This window comes from Bacteroidota bacterium (assembly GCA_041658205.1).
In the GTDB taxonomy this organism is placed as follows: Bacteria; Bacteroidota; Ignavibacteria; order UBA10030; family UBA8401; genus UBA8401.
The window spans coordinates 2,021,217-2,042,022 of record JBBAAO010000001.1 but is presented as its reverse complement, the minus strand read 5'-3'; the positions used below and the strand labels follow the sequence as shown (position 1 = coordinate 2,042,022).

General features: G+C 40.6%; 19 protein-coding genes. All 19 read left to right on the top strand.

Annotated features, from left to right (window positions below; all coding sequences use genetic code 11):
• Positions 1-16 precede the first annotated feature (16 nt).
• On the top strand, positions 17-1,522 hold the full coding sequence (gene dacB / locus WDA22_08415; protein ID MFA5833486.1) for a D-alanyl-D-alanine carboxypeptidase/D-alanyl-D-alanine-endopeptidase: 1,506 nt from the start codon (positions 17-19) through the stop codon (positions 1,520-1,522).
• A gap of 71 nt (positions 1,523-1,593) precedes the next feature.
• Positions 1,594-1,962, top strand: coding sequence for a four helix bundle protein (locus WDA22_08410; protein ID MFA5833485.1), 369 nt, complete (start codon positions 1,594-1,596; stop codon positions 1,960-1,962).
• 49 nt (positions 1,963-2,011) lie between these two features.
• Complete coding sequence (lysS, locus tag WDA22_08405; GenBank protein ID MFA5833484.1) at positions 2,012-3,532, top strand: lysine--tRNA ligase; 1,521 nt, start codon at positions 2,012-2,014, stop codon at positions 3,530-3,532.
• A gap of 73 nt (positions 3,533-3,605) precedes the next feature.
• Positions 3,606-4,292, top strand: coding sequence for a hypothetical protein (locus WDA22_08400; protein ID MFA5833483.1), 687 nt, complete (start codon positions 3,606-3,608; stop codon positions 4,290-4,292).
• Positions 4,293-4,299: 7 nt separating this feature from the next.
• A complete protein-coding gene (locus WDA22_08395) occupies positions 4,300-7,857 on the top strand; it encodes a CHRD domain-containing protein (protein MFA5833482.1) in 3,558 nt (1,185 codons plus the stop codon).
• Positions 7,858-7,864: 7 nt separating this feature from the next.
• Positions 7,865-9,169, top strand: a complete 1,305-nt coding sequence (locus WDA22_08390) for an Ig-like domain-containing protein (GenBank protein ID MFA5833481.1) — start codon at positions 7,865-7,867, stop codon at positions 9,167-9,169.
• A gap of 98 nt (positions 9,170-9,267) precedes the next feature.
• Positions 9,268-9,840 (top strand): hypothetical protein, encoded by a 573-nt coding sequence (locus tag WDA22_08385; protein ID MFA5833480.1) that lies wholly within the window; start codon positions 9,268-9,270, stop codon positions 9,838-9,840.
• Between the two features lie 32 nt (positions 9,841-9,872).
• Positions 9,873-10,532 carry a hypothetical protein gene (locus WDA22_08380; GenBank protein ID MFA5833479.1) on the top strand — a complete coding sequence of 220 codons (660 nt, stop codon included), beginning with the start codon at positions 9,873-9,875 and terminating at the stop codon, positions 10,530-10,532.
• A gap of 3 nt (positions 10,533-10,535) precedes the next feature.
• On the top strand, positions 10,536-11,228 hold the full coding sequence (locus WDA22_08375) for a hypothetical protein (GenBank protein ID MFA5833478.1): 693 nt from the start codon (positions 10,536-10,538) through the stop codon (positions 11,226-11,228).
• A 78-nt stretch (positions 11,229-11,306) separates the two neighbouring features.
• Positions 11,307-11,948 carry a hypothetical protein gene (locus tag WDA22_08370; GenBank protein MFA5833477.1) on the top strand — a complete coding sequence of 214 codons (642 nt, stop codon included), beginning with the start codon at positions 11,307-11,309 and terminating at the stop codon, positions 11,946-11,948.
• A 47-nt stretch (positions 11,949-11,995) separates the two neighbouring features.
• Positions 11,996-12,652 carry a hypothetical protein gene (locus WDA22_08365; GenBank protein ID MFA5833476.1) on the top strand — a complete coding sequence of 219 codons (657 nt, stop codon included), beginning with the start codon at positions 11,996-11,998 and terminating at the stop codon, positions 12,650-12,652.
• A gap of 56 nt (positions 12,653-12,708) precedes the next feature.
• On the top strand, positions 12,709-15,234 hold the full coding sequence (locus tag WDA22_08360) for a TonB-dependent receptor (protein ID MFA5833475.1): 2,526 nt from the start codon (positions 12,709-12,711) through the stop codon (positions 15,232-15,234).
• 143 nt (positions 15,235-15,377) lie between these two features.
• Complete coding sequence (locus WDA22_08355) at positions 15,378-16,997, top strand: S41 family peptidase (protein ID MFA5833474.1); 1,620 nt, start codon at positions 15,378-15,380, stop codon at positions 16,995-16,997.
• Between the two features lie 57 nt (positions 16,998-17,054).
• Positions 17,055-17,870, top strand: coding sequence for a DUF3108 domain-containing protein (locus WDA22_08350; protein MFA5833473.1), 816 nt, complete (start codon positions 17,055-17,057; stop codon positions 17,868-17,870).
• A 3-nt stretch (positions 17,871-17,873) separates the two neighbouring features.
• Positions 17,874-18,380: a gamma carbonic anhydrase family protein gene (locus WDA22_08345; protein ID MFA5833472.1), complete on the top strand. Its 507-nt coding sequence runs from the start codon at positions 17,874-17,876 to the stop codon at positions 18,378-18,380.
• 39 nt (positions 18,381-18,419) lie between these two features.
• Positions 18,420-19,316, top strand: coding sequence for an MBL fold metallo-hydrolase (locus WDA22_08340; protein MFA5833471.1), 897 nt, complete (start codon positions 18,420-18,422; stop codon positions 19,314-19,316).
• A 147-nt stretch (positions 19,317-19,463) separates the two neighbouring features.
• Positions 19,464-19,907 (top strand): hypothetical protein, encoded by a 444-nt coding sequence (locus WDA22_08335; GenBank protein ID MFA5833470.1) that lies wholly within the window; start codon positions 19,464-19,466, stop codon positions 19,905-19,907.
• Complete coding sequence (gene ybeY, locus WDA22_08330; protein MFA5833469.1) at positions 19,904-20,326, top strand: rRNA maturation RNase YbeY; 423 nt, start codon at positions 19,904-19,906, stop codon at positions 20,324-20,326. The genes WDA22_08335 and ybeY overlap by 4 nt, the downstream gene beginning before the upstream one ends.
• Before the next feature lie 14 nt (positions 20,327-20,340).
• On the top strand, positions 20,341-20,799 hold the full coding sequence (locus tag WDA22_08325) for a DUF494 family protein (protein MFA5833468.1): 459 nt from the start codon (positions 20,341-20,343) through the stop codon (positions 20,797-20,799).
• Positions 20,800-20,806: the final 7 nt, after the last annotated feature.

The window sequence follows — 20,806 nt, the reverse complement described above, 5'->3', positions numbered from 1 at the left end:
ATCGTTCAAAAAAACTATGCCTATGAAACCATCACTGCTTGCGGTTTTACTGATGGCCGCTCTGATTGGGTGTTCAACCCAACAGACGACAAAATATGATCTTTCCAATCCTATCGGCAATCTTGGTTATGAACTCTCGCAAACGTTCGACGACCCTACATTTGAAAATGCCCATTGGGGAGTATTCATTAAATCATTGAAGACAGGCGAAACGATTTATTCTCGCAATGAGAAAAAAATGTTTATGCCCGCATCGAATATGAAATTGTTTACTTCCTCTTCGGCAATGATAGCACTCGGTCCGGATTATCGATACATAACTCGATTGGTAACAACCGGTACGGTGAACGATAGTGTGTTGACAGGGGATGTAATCATTATTGGCAGCGGTGATCCGACGATTTCCGGAAGATTCAATGAAGGGAAAGTAACGGAAACTTTTGAACAATGGGCTGATAGTCTGAAAGTTCGCGGTATCAAAGCGATCAGCGGTAATATTGTTGGTGATGATAATTGTTTTGATGACGAATATTACGGTACCGGCTGGTCGGCGGATTACGAAACAGATTATTATGCAGCTCAGGTCAGCGGCATTTCGTTCAATGATAATTGCGTTGATTTCCGAGTTGTTCCTTCGGCAAATGTGGCGGATGTTTGTTCGCTGTCTTGGGTGCCGAATACAAACTATGTGAAAGTGATAAACCAAACTGTGACTGCACCTCTTACAGACTCGGTGAACGATATTTATTTTTACCGCGTTCGCGGGACCAATACAGTTTATGTGCGCGGTAAAATGTCTATTGGTAAAAAAGAACTGATTGAATCTGTCGCCATTGATAATCCAACGTTGTATTCAGCTACCGTATTAAAAGAAGCACTTGAGTCAAAAGGAATCCGCGTCAATGGAAATCCAATTGATATCGATGATATTAAGGATTCATTGAAATACGATAATGCAAATCAACTCGCATCGTTTACGTCGGTTCCGTATTCCGTCATCATTCGTACAATTAATAAGCCAAGCCAAAATTTTTATACAGAACAAGTGTTTCGAACTATGGGAAAAGAACGATTAGGGATTGGTTCCATGGATAATGGCCGGTCAGCAGTGAATCCGGTGCTTTCCAGTTGGGGTGTTGATACCGTTCGATTGAGAATGGCCGATGGTTCAGGTTTGTCCCGTTTAGATTTAATTACGCCATTTGATATTGTTTCGATTTTGTCTGGAATGTATAAAGAAAAATATTTTTTGCCGTTTTATGAATCTCTCCCCATAGCCGGGGTAGACGGAACGATTCGCAATCGTATGAAGGGAACGAAAGCGGAAGGAAATGTTCACGCAAAAACCGGATTTATCGGTTACGTCCGAGCACTTTCCGGATATGTCACAAGTGCGGATGGAGAAATGTTTGCATTCTCAATGGTTGCGAATCACTACACCGTTCCCACATCAAAAGCGGAAAAAATTCAGAATGATGTATGTGTGAAGTTGGCGGAGTTTACAAGAGGAAGCACCAAATGACAAATAACAAATGACAAATCCCAAATAACAAACAACAAAATACAAATTTTAAATTTCAAACCATTTTTTTGATGGCAGAAAATTCGAAAGAGAAACATTATGATTTAGAAGAACGGACAGAACGGTTTGCAGGTGATGTTTCGATTCTTTGCAACAAACTAGCTAGGACGATTTCGAATCTTGAACATTGCAAACAGGTAGTTCGTTCAAGTGGTTCCATTGGTTCAAACTATATAGAAGCAAATGAAGCAGTTAGTAAAAAAGACTTTATATACCGTGCAAAAATTTGTAGAAAAGAAGCTAAAGAAACAGCAATGTGGTTGAGGGTGATGATGAGGACAAACACAGGCACTGAGAATGAACAATTAACTAAATTTCTAGAAGAGGCAATTGAACTTAAAAAAATATTGTCTGCAATTATTAATAAATCAAGTGTTTAACTAAGCCCATAATTTGGGATTTGATATTTGTTATTTGGAATTTTAGAGTATGACTGAAGAACTAAACAAAGACTATCATGAAGAACTAAACTCCCTCATGGCCCGCCGCCGCGAAGAACTTGACCATTTGCGTGCAGCAGGTGTCAATCCGTACCCATATGGATTTGAACGGAATGCATCTGCCAAAGAGGTTATTGATAATTTCAAGGACGAAATGCCACAATGGATTGTCTCTGTAGCAGGACGGATTATGTCCATTCGCAGAATGGGAAAAGCATCGTTCTGTCATATACAGGATATGACCGGAAAAATACAATCATATCTAAGGAAGGATGATTTGGGCGATACCTATGATCATTTTAAACTTCTTGATATCGGAGATATTATTGGTGTAGAAGGATATGTCTTTAGAACGAAAATGGGAGAAGTGTCTATTCATGCACAGAAATGTGTTCTGTTATCCAAATCTCTTCGCCCTCTTCCGGTGGTAAAAGAAAAGACCGATGAGCAGGGGAATAAGGTAACATTTGACCCGTTTGCAGATAAGGAACTTCGGTATCGTCAGCGGTATGTTGATTTGGTGGTGAATCCCGGTGTCCGTGAAACATTCATCAAACGTTCCATGATTCTTCGTCAAATGAGAAAGTTCCTGGATGAAAAGAATTTTCTCGAAGTAGAAACGCCTGCGCTGCAGCCAATGTATGGTGGTGCAAGTGCACGTCCGTTTGCCACACACCATAATGCGTTGGACATTCCATTGTTCCTTCGCATTGCGGATGAATTATATTTGAAGCGTTTGATCGTCGGCGGGTTTGACGGTGTGTATGAGATTGCAAAAGATTTTCGTAACGAAGGAATGGATCGCACGCACAATCCAGAATTTACCATGATGGAATTGTACGTTGCGTACAAAGATTATCGTTGGATGATGGAACTTGTTGAACAGATGGTTCATTCCATTGCACAAACGTTAAATGGAAGTGCCATGGTGAAACTTGGAGACAATGAGATCAATTTTACACCGCCGTGGCAGCGATTGACGATGTTTGGCGCGATCGAAAAATATTCCGGCAAACAATTACGCGGAAAAAGTGAGAGCGAGCTGCGTGCAGTTGCCAAAGAACTGCATATCGATCTTGATCCGAAAATTGGGACTGGAAAAATCATTGATGAGATCTTTAGCATTACCGTGCAGCCGCATTTGATCCAGCCGACATTTATTATGGATTATCCGGTAGAACTCTCTCCGCTTGCAAAAAAACACCGCAGTGAAGATGGATTGGTGGAACGATTTGAAGGATTTGTGAATGGTCAAGAGATCTGTAATGCATTCTCGGAACTGAACGATCCTCTAGATCAGCGCGCCCGATTTGAAGAGCAAGTGCGATTGCGTGAGCGCGGGGACGATGAAGCGCAGACGATGGATGATGATTTTCTTCGTGCGCTGGAATATGGCATGCCGCCGACAGCCGGACTCGGAATCGGTATCGATCGCCTCGTGATGCTATTGACCCAGCAAGATCATATCCGAGACGTTATTTTCTTTCCTCAGATGAGACCTGAGAAATAAAACGATACTGTGATTTATTGTAACGCTATTTTAGAAATGAAATAGCGTTTTTTTATCTTGATGGTGTGGTGTTATGAAAAATTATTTTTTTCTACTATTGTGTTCACTTCCGCTACTCTTCGCGGCGTGCGATGAAGAATTGCCGCCGCAAAATAATCCTCTAAATTTATTTACCAGTTCCGTCTCCTCACAATATCAGTACAATTCCGATAGCAAACCGACGCAATCTTCCATTGATATCTTCATTGTCTATAAGAATTACTATGACGAGACTCTATTTGATTTTGCATCGATGAAGGGAACGATCAAAATTGAATGGCTTGTCGCACCTGAGGAACGAGGTGCAATTATTCCATATCGAACGGACGAATTAACGATGGATAATCTGTTCCATGCCAATGGATATAATTTTGCAACCAATAAACTCTCAATCGATCCAAACGATTCCATTATTTTACGGTACCGTTGGAATCTCAAAACAGATGACAGCACAAGCCTCATTTCTCAAGTAAAATATGTCGTAGATAGGGATTGTCAGATTAATGCAAATCCGCAAAATGATATCGGTATGCGATTTGTTTCAGCCAGGCAACAATTCCAAGTGAGCGCATCTTTCACAATTTTTCAACGAGGAGGTGTTGTAAGCACTTCTCCTCAACAGTTCACCTCTTGTTGGATAGCACCGCATTTTGGAGAACGATCTCCCTGTAATCAACCTAATCCTTTCAATCCATGCAGCGTCATATCCACCGCTCAATAGAGTTTCAATGAAAACCCGTAATCTTTTTACTGTTGTAATCTTGTTAAGCTGTTCTCAGCTTTTTTCTCAACGCACCGTTCCCAATAGTGGAATCTACTGGGCTCCAATGACCATTAATAATGTTGTAACGTGGTATTCAACTGATGGGAGGCAAGAGGTTTCAAATTCTACTTTAAAGATCACTGGCGCTACCTTTCCGCGAAATACGGCTCCCATTGTTTCAAATGCTGGATTTGTATATTGCTTGAATGCACCTCAGCAAATTGTTAACGGTTCTTTTTCCTATAGTACATTACAACCGGGGTCAATTGTAGGATTGCAGACAGGACTGGCGGATAATAGATACAATCCTACAGTTCGTATCTGGAGGATACGAAAGGATTTTGCTACTGCTGATTTGAGAAAGGATGCTTCGGAAACGTACGGAATCATAGAAAAACAGATTGGAATTCTTGACCTCCAACGGTTACGTTTGGAATACAAAAAAGATTGGATAGAATGGCCCGCTGCAAAGGGAGCTCCGTATTATGACGTAAATAAAAATGGTATCTATGATCCAAAATTCACAATAAATGAGTTCAATATTGAAATTCCTGATACAAATTCTGATGCGCCGGGGATTGCAAACGCTGATCAGGTGATTTGGTATGTGGCGAACGATTTAGCGCAAGGTTCTCCATGGGGTTCACCTAAAATTGGACTGGAAATACAATTCACTATTTGGGGATATAACACAAATGGAGCACTTGGGAATACGATCTTTCGCCGATATAAAATGATTTATAAAGGAACTGCAAACACTTCGGCATCAAGTTTGCTTTCGAATATGTATGTTGGAGTACTTTCGACCGTGACACTCGGCCAATCAAACGATAATCTTGCTGGTTCAGACTCTTTGCTAGGACTCGGTTTCGTGTATAATGCTAAAATTCTGGATAATGAATATCGAAAGTTTAATCGCATTCCTCCTGCTGTGGGGTATGATATCCTTCAGGGTCCGATCGTTAAAGGGACAAGTATCGATTCTGCACTCGTAAATTTTTCATACAAGCGTGGATACAAAAATCTGCCGACAACATCCATTACATATTTTGGGCCATTAAATAGACCACCATTTCTAACTGGTTCCGGTGCATCGGAGATGGTCAATGCGTTAAAAGGATATCCCACTGTGGATACAAATTTACGCGTTGATCCCACCACACTTCAAAAAGCAAAATTTTGGTCAACAGGAGATCCGGTTTCTAAAAACGGTTGGATAGACGGAGTGTATGAGGGGGCAAGCTCGAGAGAATTGATACTTTCAACAGGTCCGTTTTCAATGGCTCTTGGAGATACGCAGGAAATTGTATCAGCGTTGATTGCGGCTGATTCACCCGACAGAGTAGCTAGTGTTCATGTATTGAAGTATTACGACAAGATTGTTCAAGATTCATATCAACAGTTTGTAACACCTGCACCGAGCCTGCCGAAAATGAATGCGACACTGACCGAGCTTGATAACAGTTTTTTGATCGAGTGGGAAAAGGATACGGCTCGGCTGAATCAAACGGAACGATTTTCATCCCGAGGGTATCTGTTTGAAGGGTATAATCTCTATCAACTGGCTCATCCATTGTCAGCACCATATACGTGGAAAAAAGTTGGTACATACGATCTGCAAAATGAAGTAACACAGATTGTGCAAGAAGACATCAATCTGCAGACAGGAAGAGTTGAATTACAGGTGAAACAGGAAGGGAAAAATTCCGGTATTATTCGATATCTCATCCTGAAAAATGATGCCTTACGCAATATACCTTTTGTCAACGGACAGCAATATTATTTTGCCGTCACGTCGTATGCCTATACAAACAATCCATCGGCATTGTTGAGGACAATTGAGAGTGAGCCGCAGATTATTAGTGCGGTTCCTCATCGGCCGAATCCGGAAACGATTCTTCCGTATGCAATCAAAGATTCGTTAGAAAATCTCGGTGAAAATTTTATTGGACAGAATGACGTTCGCATCGGTGTAAAAATTCTCGATCCCTATTCTGTGGTAGGAGGAACGTATGATTTTTGGTTTGGTGTTTCGGACGCAAGTTCCACATGGACAATGGTGAAGAATGAACCAGGTTCAAATTATACTACGGTGAAAGCCAGACTGACGGCAAATGAACTTCCACTCCCTCGACCGAATCCGCTTCCAACAGGAACGGGGATTGCATTATTTACGATCAATGACGCATTGGATAAGATTACCTATTCAGTCGAAGTGAATACAAATACCAATGTTACCTCCATCGAAATTGGTCAGGGGCCAAAGACACAAAATGGTCCGGTGCTCAAGACTTTATCGATTAACAGTAAGACTGCATCAGGAGTTTGGTTAAAAACAGACACTCAGCAACCATTAACGGATTCTATTATTAGAGACCTTGCTGCAGGATTTTTATATGTCATGGTCAAATCGACAAACTATCCGAATGGTGAATTGCGAGGACAATTTTACGACGGATCCATACCAAGAGTGAAACTTCCGTTGCCCGATTTTGCGACGAGCTCACGATCGGTATTTACTTTTCTCGAAAATCGTTTTGTTTTCGAAGGGATTTCGCTTTATGTCTCTCCGGCACCGACAGGTTTCAAATCCGGTGAACAAGTGGCACCGTCTCGTTCGAACGTCGTGAATCAGACGAATAAGGAAGGAACATATTCGTTAATTGGACCGGGTATTTCCTGGGGTGGTTACAATCTTACCGAATCGGTTATAGAAATTCGTTTTACGAATGACACCAATTGGGCCATGATTGATGCTCGTTTACCTGCCGAGACCAAGTTTATCAGAGTTCCTTTTCAAGTGTATCAGGATTCTGTGCGTGTTTGGGCTGTCATTGAAAATACCATTGCCACAGATTCCCTTTGGAATATAAAAGGGAACACATTTAAAAATGGCAAACCGACATTTGATAAGATCGTTGGCGTAGTGAATAAAGCTGATGCCGTTGGAAACGATATCTCATACAATACGTTGACACGGAATGGAACGCTCCCTACAACAAATACCGTTCGCGCCCGACTCATTAATGGATTAAATCATATTGCACGGAATATTATCATAGTGAATGAGTCGGACAATGGAATCCCCCCGGCACCGGGAACAATCATTCGTCTGACTCCCAATAAATCAATCAAATACGGAGACATCAGACGGATTACATTGCAACCCATCCAGAAAGAGAATAAAATTTCTGCAAAGCAACAGTTGAACACCATCAATGTATTTCCCAATCCGTATTATGGAGTGAACATCTTTGAAAGTTCAACGACAAACAAGTTTGTCACATTCTCCCACCTTCCCGAAAAAGCAACTATAAGAATTTTTAACCTGGGAGGAATTCACGTACGCACAATGTATAAGGATGATCTCTCTCAATTCTTTCGGTGGGACTTACGCAATGAAAAAGGGTTCTTCGTCGCCAGCGGTTTATACATTGTCTATATTGACGCGGAAAATATTGGAGTAATAACTTTAAAGTTAGCGGTCATCATGGAAGATCAAAATCTCAATATCTATGAATAATAACTATATGACAAAGATTAACGTATTGTTCATCAGCATTATTGCTGTCATGCTCTACTCAACATCGTGTATCGATCGGGACACTATTGCAGGAACAGGAAAAGAAGAACCCGACAGGATAATAAGTTCAGGCGGCGGATTTCAGACTGGAATAGTGAATACAAAATTACCGATACCAATAAAAATAAGAATACTTGCTGCGAATGGTCGGCCAGTTCGCGGTATTCTTGTGGAGTTTACGGTAGAAAAAAGTAATGCCACCTTTAGCGATACTACCGCAGTGACAGACGGAAACGGTTATGCACAAACCACAGTCACACTTGGTTCAAAAGCTGATTCCATATTTGTCTTTGCTACAGTGTTAGGTCTCAAAGGTTCACCGGTAAAATTTTCTCTGTTTTCCGTGACCTCAGGTGCAGCAAATGTGGAATTGCTAAGTGGCAATAATCAAACAGGATATGTCGGAAAAGCACTTGGTTCACCATTAAAAGTAATCGTTACAGATTCATATGGGAATCTTGTACCGAATGTTCCCATTTATTTTTCGACAACTAACGGTAAATGCGATCCTTCAGTAGCGTTCACCGATTCATCAGGAATTGCAGCAAGCAAATGGACACTTGATACGCTTGTTGGAAATAAAACGGCACAGGCATTGGTACCATCCATTCAAAAAGGTACAGTGGATTTTTCTGCCAAAGCAATTTCATTGACAACACCGGCAGTTTTCGAATATGCTTCAAATAGCGAATACTATATTATGCAGGGGGCAAATTTTGGAAATATTTTGAAAGTCAGAGTTTTGGACAAATACAAAAATCCGCTTTATGTTGCTCCTCCCAATAATTTTGGAGTTGAATTTAAAGTAACACGTGGAGATGGACAGGTGTTTCCCTCGTTTTCACCGACAAATATCAGTGGTATTGCCACAGCTGGAGTCTCCATTGCAGAAACCGATACAAGTTTTCAGGTGGTTGCTGAAGTCGGTTTTTCTTTCCCTCCACTGCCGTTTACATTTACGGTATACAAATATCTGCAAATTGATTCGTTGAACAGTAGTGGTGGCGTAGTGACAGTGTATTGGCAGAAGAATCTCAATGCTGGATTTGCCAACTACACGTTGCAGCGTTGTAATAGCTTCAATTTTGATAGTTCAACAGTAGCAGTGAAAGTGATTACTGATGAAAATATTACGTCCGGGACTGATACTACCCCCGTCGTCGGAACATCTCCGTTTTACAGATTGAAGATTAACTATACGAGCGGATTTTATTTTTACTCAAATCTTCGTGATGTCTTAGTGAAACCATAATGAAAAGTGTAGGCGTAGTATTCTTCTTACTGAGTTTGTTGTTACTATTCGTTTCCTGCGATGAGACTCTTCCAACAAGGGAGGATATTACCCATCAAGTGACTGTATCTTTAAGCAGTGGATATGTTATTCAAGACGGCAGAATGTATTTACGATTTTATCTTACGGTGAAAAATAATTTGGATGAAACGCTGGATGGTGTAAATGCGATAAAAGGGACAATACAAGTCCAGTGGATTCCTAAAGCAAACGATGACGGTAATTTTAGTAAAATAAAAACCTTTACCATTGGTCAATCCGATATTTTTAGAGGACTTTCCTTGTTAAATACGCTGAACGGTAAACTTCGAATTCCTCCCAATGATTCGATCGTCTTTTATGTCAATTGGGATTTGAAAACTGACGACGGCACCTTTTTGACGAATAGAATGCCAAGTTTTGTCGATAACCAGTGCAACATTATTCAAATGAACGGTTACCCAGGGAAGAGGAGAATTTCTGGAAGAGAGAAGTTTTTATTTTCAGCAAATATCAGACTCTACGATCAACTATCAGTATTATATATGCAGCCTGTGACTACCACACAATGTATTGTTGGTCCGTATTCATGGATTGATCCTAGTTGCAGAGATTTGAATTTGGTCAATCCTTGTTCTGTTATTGGAAAATAAATATGGCCAGAACTCTTTTACCATTGCTCTGCATGAGTATTATATTAATCGCCTGTAATGAAAATCTTCCTGTTCGTGAAGATCTAGGCAATTTAGTGACAACGAAAATTCGAACATCGTATTTCACAAAATCACATTCCAATGCTACCGGAAGTCTTAGAGTATATGTCACTGTTGTGAATAATTCTGATGAAACATTGGAAGATGTTGTCCGATTGACTGGCGTGATTGAAATTACATGGATAATAGCAAAAAATATTGCACCCCTTGTTGAGCTTACCGGAACAGTTCAACTCAATCCGAATAACATTTTTTATGCAAAACAATACAATACCCAAACAAGACGATTAATATTGGACCCAAAAGATTCTCTGATTGTTTTCACCGATTGGAATTTAAAATCGGATGATGGTACATATTTATTTCAATACTTTCCGGCAACACGGGATTCCCAATGTTATGTTTCCAGAGGGGAATTGCCGGGATATGCACCGCGAAGTATTACGTTACCACAGAAGTTCAAGGTCTCAGCAAACATAAAAATATTTGACAAGCTTGCGGTACTGTACGCTCAGCCAATGTCGGTCAAACATTGTTTTATGGTTAGTCATGCAGGAGAAGCACCGAATCCACCCTTTCCTCCATGTACTGATTTTACGCAGTTTGACCCTTGTTTTGTCATCGGACAATAAAGGATGAACAGAATCTTCTTCTGGTTAATATTACTGGTGATGAGTATTGGTTTGTTGGCATGCAACGAAAATCTACCGATTCGTGAAGATATTGATCATTTAGTAAAAGCATACATTCAATCATTTTATGAAACAACTTCGCATTCAAGGCATGCTGGTGGAATTCGATTATATGTCACCATTGTGAATAAAACGGACGAAACGTTAGATGATATTGCTCAATTAACAGGTGCAATAGAGATAACATGGTTGGTACCGAATGACATGCGGCCACGCGGAGATATCACTCGAACCATACGAGTCAATTCGGATGATATTTTTCATGCAAAAAAATTCGACCGACTATCAAAACGGTTAACATTGGATGCAGATGATTCTTTAATTGTCTCTGTCGTATGGAATTTGAAATCGAACGACAGTACATACCTGCTACCTTATTTCCCGTGGGGGATAGATACTGGATGTTATGTTCATATGAATCCATATCCTGGACCAATTCCAAGACGAATTACATTGCCGCAACCGTTTTTGGTGAAAGCACATATAAAAATATTTGATAGGCTTGCGATGATTTACGTTCAACCTGTATCGATTAAACACTGTGTGATGGTTGGTCATCAAGGTGAAGCAGTAAGTAGTGGATACCCCAAATGCACCGACTTTATACAATTTGATCCTTGTTCAGTCATTCAATAACCGCAAAAATTTATGATGCGTATTTTTCTGATAATTTATTGTTGCTTAATATTTGTTTCCTGTAACGAGTCGCTTCCGGTGCATGAAGATCTATCGAATTTGGTAACAACGAATGTTCGGTCACGATATTATACTCTTTCGTCGTCCAAAAAATCAGGTGCACTTCAGCTATTTATTACGATGGTTAATAATAGTGACGAGACGTTGGATGACATTGTTCAGTTGAACGGCAGCGTTGAGGTATCATGGCAGCCTTCGGTAGAAGAGAATCAAAACTTTACCAAGACAAGGACAATAAAGCTTTCAAGAAATAATATTATGTACGCCAAAAGCTATGATAGAATTTCGCATCGATTGAGGGTGGAACCAAAAGATTCAATTGTGTTGAATGCATATTGGAATTTTAAGACTGACGATAGCACCGATCTTCTGATGCATTTTCCGACAGTGAATGATCCCGGATGTTATGTTAAGTCTACGGAATTCCCTCCAAATCCGGATGATCCTATCGTTATTATTCAACGAAGGATATCGCTGCCACAGCGATTTGTTGTGAGCGCAAACATAAAATATTTTGATAAACTTGCAGCAGCATATTCAGTTCCAGTTACCATCAAACAATGCGTCATGGCCACACATTTTGGTGAGGAAAATTCCAAATTAGGACTTCCGCCGTGCGTCGATTTTTCAAATGTTGATCCGTGTACTGTCATAAAGTAATGATCGTGCTGAGACATATATTTTTTGTGATAGTAATATTTGTAACAATGGTATCCTGTAACGAAACGTTGCCAATCCGTGAAGATATTTCACATCTGGTGTCGACGACGATACTGGCGAAATATTATGTCGTTCCAAATTCAACAGTAACCGGTGAACCGGGTCAACTGCAAATATTTCTTTCGATTAAAAACAATATGGATGAAGTTCTGGACGATATTGCACGATTGGACGGAACAATGGAAATAACCTGGCTTCCTATTGAGGGAGATCAACGGAACTTTACAACAAAAAGAACAATGAAACTGTCACGCACCAACATCCATTATGCAAAACAGTATAATCCAATCAGCAGGAAATTAACAATTGTGCCAAATGATTCGGTAGTTCTTTCCGTGATTTGGGATCTCAAAACTGATGATAGTACATATTTATTAATGCACTTTGAACCGGTCAATGAACCTACCTGTTACGTTTTTCGCGCTAATGGTCCTCCGTGGCGGCGAAGATTCTCCAGAGCCCAACGATATCTGGTGACTGCAAATATTAAAATATTTGATCGAATGGCTGTATTAGTTGCAAAACCATTAACAACTCGCCACTGCATTAAAGGACTCGATAGAGGTGAGGCAAATGTTTCTCTGGGATTGCCTCCGTGTGCCGATCTTTCAATAGTGGATCCGTGTACTCTTATTGGACAATGAAATTTCAAGGACAAAAAATTATGATACGTAATTTCCGTAATGGGATACTAAAATCTATGAGAATTCTTTTGGTGGTACTATTAATATTATTTTGCACTGCAAAGGTTACGGCCGGAACGACCGGTATTATTGAAGGGAAAGTTAGTGATAAAGGAACAAAAGAGTCGATCGTTTCTGCTACCGTGCAGGTATTAGGCACAACGCTCGGAACGGTCTCAAATTATGAAGGATATTATGTCATTAGAAACATACGAGCCGGGGTGTATGATGTTAAATTCACACTTCTTGGATATAAAACTGTCATCATGAAAAATGTTGCTATAAATGCCGACATGCGCACACGGCTCGATGTCGCCTTAGATCAATCCTCGGTGGAATTAGGAACGGTTGAAATTATTTCGCAAAAGCCTCTTATTCAAAAGGACCAACCATCAACAGCATTTTCCATCAGCGAAGTAAAATTAGAAAAACTTCCGGTCACGACTTTCCAGGAAGTGTTATCACTGCAGCCCGGAGTAACATTGGAAGGAAATGTCCGGGGTGGTAAAACCAATGAGGTGATTTATCTTATCGATGGAATTCCCGTACAGGATTTTGTGGGAGGCGGTTTAGGCACGGAACTTCCAAAAAGTGCGATTGGTGGTATGACGATTTACACCGGAGGATTTGAGGCAGAATATGGAAATGCGATGTCCGCGGTGATTAATGTCATTACTAAGGGGGGCGAAAATGTTCATCGGCTTGGATTCAGATTTGAAAAGGATAATTGGGTTCCGTCAAAATGGAATAAACAGACTGATCAGCATAATGAACTGGAAGTAAGTGCTAGCGGACCGTTGATTTCCAGTGAATTGTTTTATCTTAGTGCACTCACATTACGAGCATCTAATTCACGATGGTGGCAGGATATGAATAATTATTTCGGCTCACCAAATAACAAAGAGCTGAGCGGAATGTCAAAATTGGAATATGTTGCGTCACCATCCATTCGTCTGACAGCACAGGGAATCTATTCATATCGCAATTGGAGAGACTATGAGTACAGCTGGCGGTATAATCTGGACGGACTTCCCGAACGGACAAAACTGTCAATCCGTGGTGTCGTCTCCATGTCGCACACATTATCGGAGAATTCAGCCTATACGCTTAGTTTTACACACTTCTATCTTCAAAATCGATTCGGTGAGCCGTCAAAATTGGATATCGAAATCAATCCATATCAATATGACTTATTCTTGCGGTACGTTACAAAAGGAACGAAGAACTGGTGGGCAAATGTTCAACAGTTGATGCAGATTGCAAAAGGGGATTTCTCTTCTCAATTGGATGACGCGCAGTTTTTCAAAATAGGATTTGAAATGAATTTCTACGACATTTTTTATGATCTTGTAAAATTTGAACCGCAGAGAACATATTTTGGCAAACCGATTGAAAATGCGCCGCTCCTAAATTATAGCAATCTCTACGAATATTTCCCTCGCTCAGGCAGCGTTTATATTCAGGATAAGATCCGTTTTGCACTTGATGGCTCCATTCTTAGTTTGGGTCTGCGGTGGGATTTTCTCGATCCCCGTGCGGAACGACCTGTGGTAGAATATATTCCCAGCAGCAATAATGAGTTTAAACAAAAGGTTGTCGGGTATAAAAGAACATCGCTCAAACAACAATTCAGTCCTCGTATTGCCTTCGCCGCACCGATGGGACCGAACAGCATGTTCTTTATGAACTTTGGATATTATTTTCAATATCCATTGTTTGAATATCTCTATACAGGAATCAATCCTCCCCAGATTCAAAGCGGTGCCAGAAGTGTGCTGTCGGGAAATCCAGACCTCAATCCGGAAAAAACTATTGCATGGGAAATTGGATATAAGCATGCCGTAACGGACCATTATGTTGGTTCGGTAACATATTTCAAAAAGAATGTAAAAAATCAAATCGATTCGAAAACACTTATCCCGTTTGACAGCAAAGCAGGAGGGGATTATGGTTTTGCGCAGTATGTGAACAACGCAGAAGCCGATGCGCAAGGAATCGAATTTATTCTCAGCCGGGAACGGGACGAATTTCTTTCTGGAAGTATCTCCTATACGTATATGATAACGGAGGGGACGAGTGAAGTGGCAAACCAATCCATCAATCTTGCGCAGTGGGGTTTCCCAATTCGGGCAACATCATTTCCCCTCAGTTGGGATCAACGACATTCAATTAAGGTCGATCTGGAAACCAAACTTCCGTACGATATTGCTTTAAACGGGATCCTCTGGTTCAATTCTCCTAAACCATATACATTATTCCCGACACGTGATGGTTTTTCTCCAATCGATTCATCAAAGGATTTTGTGCCCAACAATTCCCGAATGAAAAATGTTTTATTCTCTAACATCAAGATAACCCGTGAATTTACATTTGACAATCTTCAAGATATTACACTGGTCTTGTATATAGACGCAAGAAATGTGCTGAATACGAAGAATGTAAAATGGGTTGACTCTAACGGAAGAATTGGCGGCGAACTTTCGGATCCGAGTGCGTATTATGAATTGCGCAGGGTCAAAGCGGGATGTTCTATAATATTCTAAAAGCCCTTCACTTGCATTTCGAGCTATTTTCTTGTTTCTTTCATTAGGAATGTGAACAATATCATCGTTTTTTGTCCGTCTTTTCTTATATTCCATTAATCAATATCTAAATAACAATGAGTGAAGATTTTAGGAGCGTGCTTATGAAGAAGCGTTTTTCAATTCCGTTGATCATAACGGTGTTTTTTGTGGCGTTTGTTGGGGGAACTCAGTTTAATCATTTGATCTCGGGTGATAATATTTATGAGCAGCTTTCGAAGTTTAAGGATGTTCTAAGCCTGACGGAAAAATATTATGTGGAAGACGTTGACACACAAAAGTTGACGGAAGAAGCAATCACCGGACTGCTCGGCGAATTGGATCCGCATTCTGTCTATATCAAACCGCAGCAAATGCAACAAGTGACGGAAGATTTTCAAGGCCGCTTTGAAGGTATCGGTGTAGAGTTTTCAATTGTGAACGACACTATTACCGTCGTTCAACCGATCGGCGGAGGACCAAGTGCCTCATTAGGAATTATGTCGAACGATAAGATCGTTAAGATAGATGGAAAAAGTTCGATCGGGTTTACTACTGACCAGGTAAGAAAAAATCTCAAGGGACCTAAAGGAACAAAAGTATCAGTGAGCATTGTACGTTCTGGTAGTAATGAGTTATTGGAATTCGAGATTGTCAGAGACGTTATTCCACTGTACAGCGTTGATGTTTCAACAATGTTGAATGACAATGTTGGATATGTGAATGTTACACGGTTTGCAGAAACTACAAACAAAGAAATGGTTGCTGCGTTACAAAAATTGAAGTCACAGGGAATGAAACAACTTGTGTTGGACCTTCGTTCGAATCCCGGCGGATATCTTGACCAAGCAGTAAAAATGTCTGATCTCTTCCTGGAAGCGGATCCGAAAGGAAACCCGCGGAAAGTGGTCTATACCCTCAGCCGTCGCACAGAATTTAATGAAGAATATTTTGCTTACAGCAACAGCGAATACGAAAAAATGCCGTTGATCATATTGCTCTCCAGCGGTTCGGCGTCTGCCAGTGAAATTGTCTCCGGTGCAGTTCAGGATTGGGACAGAGGCCTTATCGTCGGCGAAACAAGCTTTGGAAAAGGCCTTGTGCAAAAACAATTCCCGTTGTCCGATGGTTCGGCTCTTCGTTTAACAATTTCACGATATTACACACCAAGCGGACGGTTGATTCAGCGTTCGTATCAAAATAAAGACAAATACCAGGAAGAAGCTTTTACGCGTGAGGAGCAGGAAGGTGAAAATATTGAACACAAAGAAAGTACGGCAGATACAGCGAGACCAAAATTTAAAACAGCAAAAGGAAGAGTGATTCTTGGCGGCGGCGGTATCACTCCGGACTTCATCGTGAAACCGGGAAACATTACAAAATATTCCGTTCAACTGAATCGTCGAAATATGTTTTATGAATTCATTACCGGATATTTGTCGCGAAATGGCGACCAGATCAAAAATAAATATAAATCAGATCTGCCATCGTTCAATAAGAACTTTGTGATTGATGAATCGTTGATGAGTGAATTTCTTGGGTTCACCAAAGAAAAGAAAGTGGATTTTGTGGAAGAGGATTTCAAAAAAGATAAAGATTATATCCAAGCTCGATTAAAAGCATACATTGCTCGAAATTACTGGAATAATGAGGGTTGGTATTCTGTTCTCTTGGGTATCGACAATCAGGTAAAGAAAGCAATTACGTTATTCCCCGAAGCCGAAAAATTTGCACGCTTAAATTAGACTCACTTTATGAATGTACCTCCCCGCAGTATTGCACTTTTATTGAGCAGTGCCATTATGGCACTGCTTTTTATTCTTATAGCACCGGATACAGTTTATCATTCGCTCGAAGCCAGACCTGCTTCCACGTTTTCCTTTGAATTCCAATCTGACAGAAATGATTTTATGATCGGAGAGGAATTGCAATACAATGTCAGCTATTCAGTTTTTGACATTGGCTTGGTGAAGATGCAGATACTCGATACTGCAACACGAAACGGCGTCAGAGTGTTTAAATGCAAAGCATATCTTGATTCTTACAGTGGAATTCCGTTTGTGGATCTTCATCAAGTCTTCTACAGTGAGATGGATATGGAAGCCTTTTCCCAATTTTTCGTTTCTCACTCTACTATCAAACCTCAAGAAATGCCTTATGTGAAATATGTTTTTGAATATCGAAAGAGTAGATTACTGTATGAGTTTGGAACTGATCCTGGTGGTTTTGTAAAACGTACGGGTGAAGAACCAATCTTTGAACAACAATTGGATGGTCTTTCACTCTTTTATTATGCTCGATTAAATTATCGGCAACAAAAAAAAGTCAGTGTCCCCGTTCTTGTCAATGAAAAATCGTATAAAACACACTTCAATTTCATGAATAAAGTCGGCAGCCAGGAAATTGATGCTGTTAAATATCCAATTGAGATAATAGAATTTGACGGAACATCGGACTTTACGGGAGTATTTGGGTTGACCGGTTACTTTAAAGGATTTTTCAGTAATGATGAAGCCGGCATTCCAATCGTCGCAAAAATGAAAGTGATTTTGGGAAGTGTGCATATTGAACTTATTAAATGGACTCGTCCGGGCTGGGTGCCCCCGCGAGCGAAATAACCTATGGGAATTATAACCTATAAAGGAATCACTCCAAAAATAGATCCATCTGTGTTTATTGCCGACGGAGTCCATATTATTGGTGATGTTGTAATAGGAAAAGATTCAAGCGTTTGGTATAATACGGTCATTCGGGGGGATGTCAACTATATCCGAATCGGGGAGCGGACCAATATTCAGGATAATAGCGTTGTTCATGTGACGAACAAGAAATTTCCAACGAATATCGGCTCCAATGTTACCATCGGTCACAGTGCTGTTATACATGCTTGCACAATTAACGATTATTCCTTAATTGGTATGGGTGCTGTGATTTTGGACGATGCAAACGTCGGGAAATATTCGTTAATTGCTGCCGGAGCCGTCGTTACAATGGGTATGAAAATACCGGAGGGAGTGTTGGTCGCCGGTGTGCCGGCAAAGATCGTTCGGGCACTGACAGAAGATGAACGAAAGTTTCTGGCCCAATCCGCCCAAAATTATGTCGATTACGTTGCGACTTATAGATAAATCATTTTCGAATATTCAACTTCCAAGGGGAACACGCCGATGAAATTGAAGTTTTGGGGAGTGCGTGGTTCAATTCCGACGCCGGGAAAAAGTACGGTAAAGTATGGCGGTAATACGCCGTCGCTCGAACTTCGGTTGGATAACAATGAATTAATTATCCTTGATGCTGGCACCGGTATTCGAAATCTAGGCGACCATCTTATTGCGAACGGTGAGTCGATCAAAACGTACATTCTTATCACCCATCCACATTGGGATCATATTCAGGGATTTCCTTTCTTCAAACCGGCGTTTATCTCCGGCAATGAAATTACCGTTATCGGAACCGACAGGGAAGAAATCGATCTTGAGCATATTATTGCCGATCAAATGAAGAAGATTTATTTCCCCATTCAATTGAATGAGTTGAAAGCAAACATTCACTTTCGCAGTATTCAAGAAGAAGAGTTTAAAATTTTTGATGCACGTGTCAGAACATTGTATGTCAACCACCCCGGGTTTACCGTTGCCTATCGGATAGATTATAAAGGTAAGTCTCTTGTCTATGTAAGCGACAACGAACCGTTCGACAAACAATCAGCCACTCGAATGACCAATTTTGAACCGGTGGTGTTAAAAAAATTCCTAGAACAAAACGGCGATCCAAATCAGAGAATTGTTGATTTTGCTCAAGGTGCCGATATTTTCATACATGATGCGACATACACGCCGGAAGAATATGTCGATAAAGTTGGATGGGGACATTCACATTATCTCTTCACGTTGAAATTAGCAAACGATGCAAATGTAAAACATTGCGTTCTGTTTCATCACGAACCGAACCGGATCGACGAGACTGTTGATAAAATTCTGGAAAAATGCAAATATGAGGTAAAACAGAAGAAGTTCACATTTGAATGTTCCGCGGCATACGAAGGTCTCGAACTTTCGTGGTAAACACGAAAAACTTGACTTGCATAGCATCCTCTCTCTATATTTGTACAGACCTGATGCTCATTTGAACGTTCCCAAATTCCATATTATGTGAGACATCGAACCCCGGCCAACGAGATACGGGGTTTTTCTGTTTGAAGGATATTCTGTATGAAATCTACATTCACAAAATCTGATATTGCAACAATCGGAAAAGTACTCGGCGTGACCGGAAGATTGAAGGGGAATAATTTTCGATTTGAACTTTCCAATGCGAAAGAGAATCGACAAATGGCGTTAGAGATCTATCCGAATATTTCCATCGGGAAGAAAAAGGGAAATCTTATTTCGGCGTATACGCATAACACTCACTTTCAATTACAATTCTGCAGCGGATATGTTATCAGCAAGGATGTCGGGGAAGTGACCTTTGTGGGTGAAACGAAGGACAAAGTCTCCGCAATCGTTATTGAAAAAGAAGGGGGCTGCACGTTTTATGCAAATGTGGATCGTAAGATTCTTTCTGGTGACTATCGCATGGTAAGCATCGATGTGATGCTGGCGGGAATAGCACTGTCATTGACCGAGACAGATAAGAAAACTAAAAAGAAATGATCGCAGTTTCGGTATTCAAGGAGTATACAGAAATATCTTTTTCTTCAGCAGCAATTCAACGGACAGCAGAATATGTGTGTCGAAGTGAAGGAGTGAAAATTGCGGAACTATCATTTGTTATAGTAGATGACGGTACCATGAGAGCAATGAACAAAAAATTTTTGAACCACAATTATATTACCGATGTCATTACATTTCCTTTGGAACAGAAGGGTGTGAATGCCGAGATCTACATCGATGCTCAGCAGGCAAAACGACAGGCGAAGGAGCAGGCAGTGACAGTGAAGAATGAAATGATGCGATTGGTGGTGCATGGTACTCTCCACGCCATCGGCTATCGTGACACAACGAAAGGGTCTAAGAAGAGGATGGATTCGATCCAGGAACGATATGTTTCAGAATTGAATGTGAAAAAGTGAAGGGAGAAAAAAGAATGCAGGAAAAAATAGTTGAGATATTAGTCTACCTGATTGGTGAATTGAGAAACAATATTCCGATCAATGATATCGATCTGGCGGTTCTCTCTCAAAAAGGATATTCAACAACGGAGATTAGCACCGCATTTAATTGGCTTTACGAAAAGATCTCTGACGGTGAAAATATCATTACAGATACCGCCCCAAGTTCGCCCCATTCGCATCGTGTGCTGCATGATGTTGAACGAGCGGTGATTAATGCGGAGGCGTACGGTTATTTGATCCAATTGCGGGAATTAGGCTTGATCACAGAAATGGATATTGAAGTGATTATAGACCGGATCATGATGAGTGGATATGCTGCCATCGATCTTCACGAAGTAAAATCAATGGTTGCACAACTAATGGCCGAGAGTGATGATTCATTCAATACCGGAAGCAGAACGATGCTCGGCGGCAAAGATACAATCAATTAATCAAGGA

What these genes read in the sequence shown, in the direction of transcription:
- dacB (MFA5833486.1), top strand. Translation starts at nt 17, where the DNA reads ATGCCTATGAAACCATCACTGCTTGCGGTTTTACTGATGGCCGCTCTG.
- WDA22_08410 (MFA5833485.1), top strand. Translation starts at nt 1,594, where the DNA reads ATGGCAGAAAATTCGAAAGAGAAACATTATGATTTAGAAGAACGGACA.
- lysS (MFA5833484.1), top strand. Translation starts at nt 2,012, where the DNA reads ATGACTGAAGAACTAAACAAAGACTATCATGAAGAACTAAACTCCCTC.
- WDA22_08400 (MFA5833483.1), top strand. Translation starts at nt 3,606, where the DNA reads ATGAAAAATTATTTTTTTCTACTATTGTGTTCACTTCCGCTACTCTTC.
- WDA22_08395 (MFA5833482.1), top strand. Translation starts at nt 4,300, where the DNA reads ATGAAAACCCGTAATCTTTTTACTGTTGTAATCTTGTTAAGCTGTTCT.
- WDA22_08390 (MFA5833481.1), top strand. Translation starts at nt 7,865, where the DNA reads ATGACAAAGATTAACGTATTGTTCATCAGCATTATTGCTGTCATGCTC.
- WDA22_08380 (MFA5833479.1), top strand. Translation starts at nt 9,873, where the DNA reads ATGAGTATTATATTAATCGCCTGTAATGAAAATCTTCCTGTTCGTGAA.
- WDA22_08375 (MFA5833478.1), top strand. Translation starts at nt 10,536, where the DNA reads ATGAACAGAATCTTCTTCTGGTTAATATTACTGGTGATGAGTATTGGT.
- WDA22_08365 (MFA5833476.1), top strand. Translation starts at nt 11,996, where the DNA reads ATGGTATCCTGTAACGAAACGTTGCCAATCCGTGAAGATATTTCACAT.
- WDA22_08360 (MFA5833475.1), top strand. Translation starts at nt 12,709, where the DNA reads ATGAGAATTCTTTTGGTGGTACTATTAATATTATTTTGCACTGCAAAG.
- WDA22_08355 (MFA5833474.1), top strand. Translation starts at nt 15,378, where the DNA reads ATGAAGAAGCGTTTTTCAATTCCGTTGATCATAACGGTGTTTTTTGTG.
- WDA22_08350 (MFA5833473.1), top strand. Translation starts at nt 17,055, where the DNA reads ATGGCACTGCTTTTTATTCTTATAGCACCGGATACAGTTTATCATTCG.
- WDA22_08345 (MFA5833472.1), top strand. Translation starts at nt 17,874, where the DNA reads ATGGGAATTATAACCTATAAAGGAATCACTCCAAAAATAGATCCATCT.
- WDA22_08340 (MFA5833471.1), top strand. Translation starts at nt 18,420, where the DNA reads ATGAAATTGAAGTTTTGGGGAGTGCGTGGTTCAATTCCGACGCCGGGA.
- WDA22_08335 (MFA5833470.1), top strand. Translation starts at nt 19,464, where the DNA reads ATGAAATCTACATTCACAAAATCTGATATTGCAACAATCGGAAAAGTA.
- ybeY (MFA5833469.1), top strand. Translation starts at nt 19,904, where the DNA reads ATGATCGCAGTTTCGGTATTCAAGGAGTATACAGAAATATCTTTTTCT.
- WDA22_08325 (MFA5833468.1), top strand. Translation starts at nt 20,341, where the DNA reads ATGCAGGAAAAAATAGTTGAGATATTAGTCTACCTGATTGGTGAATTG.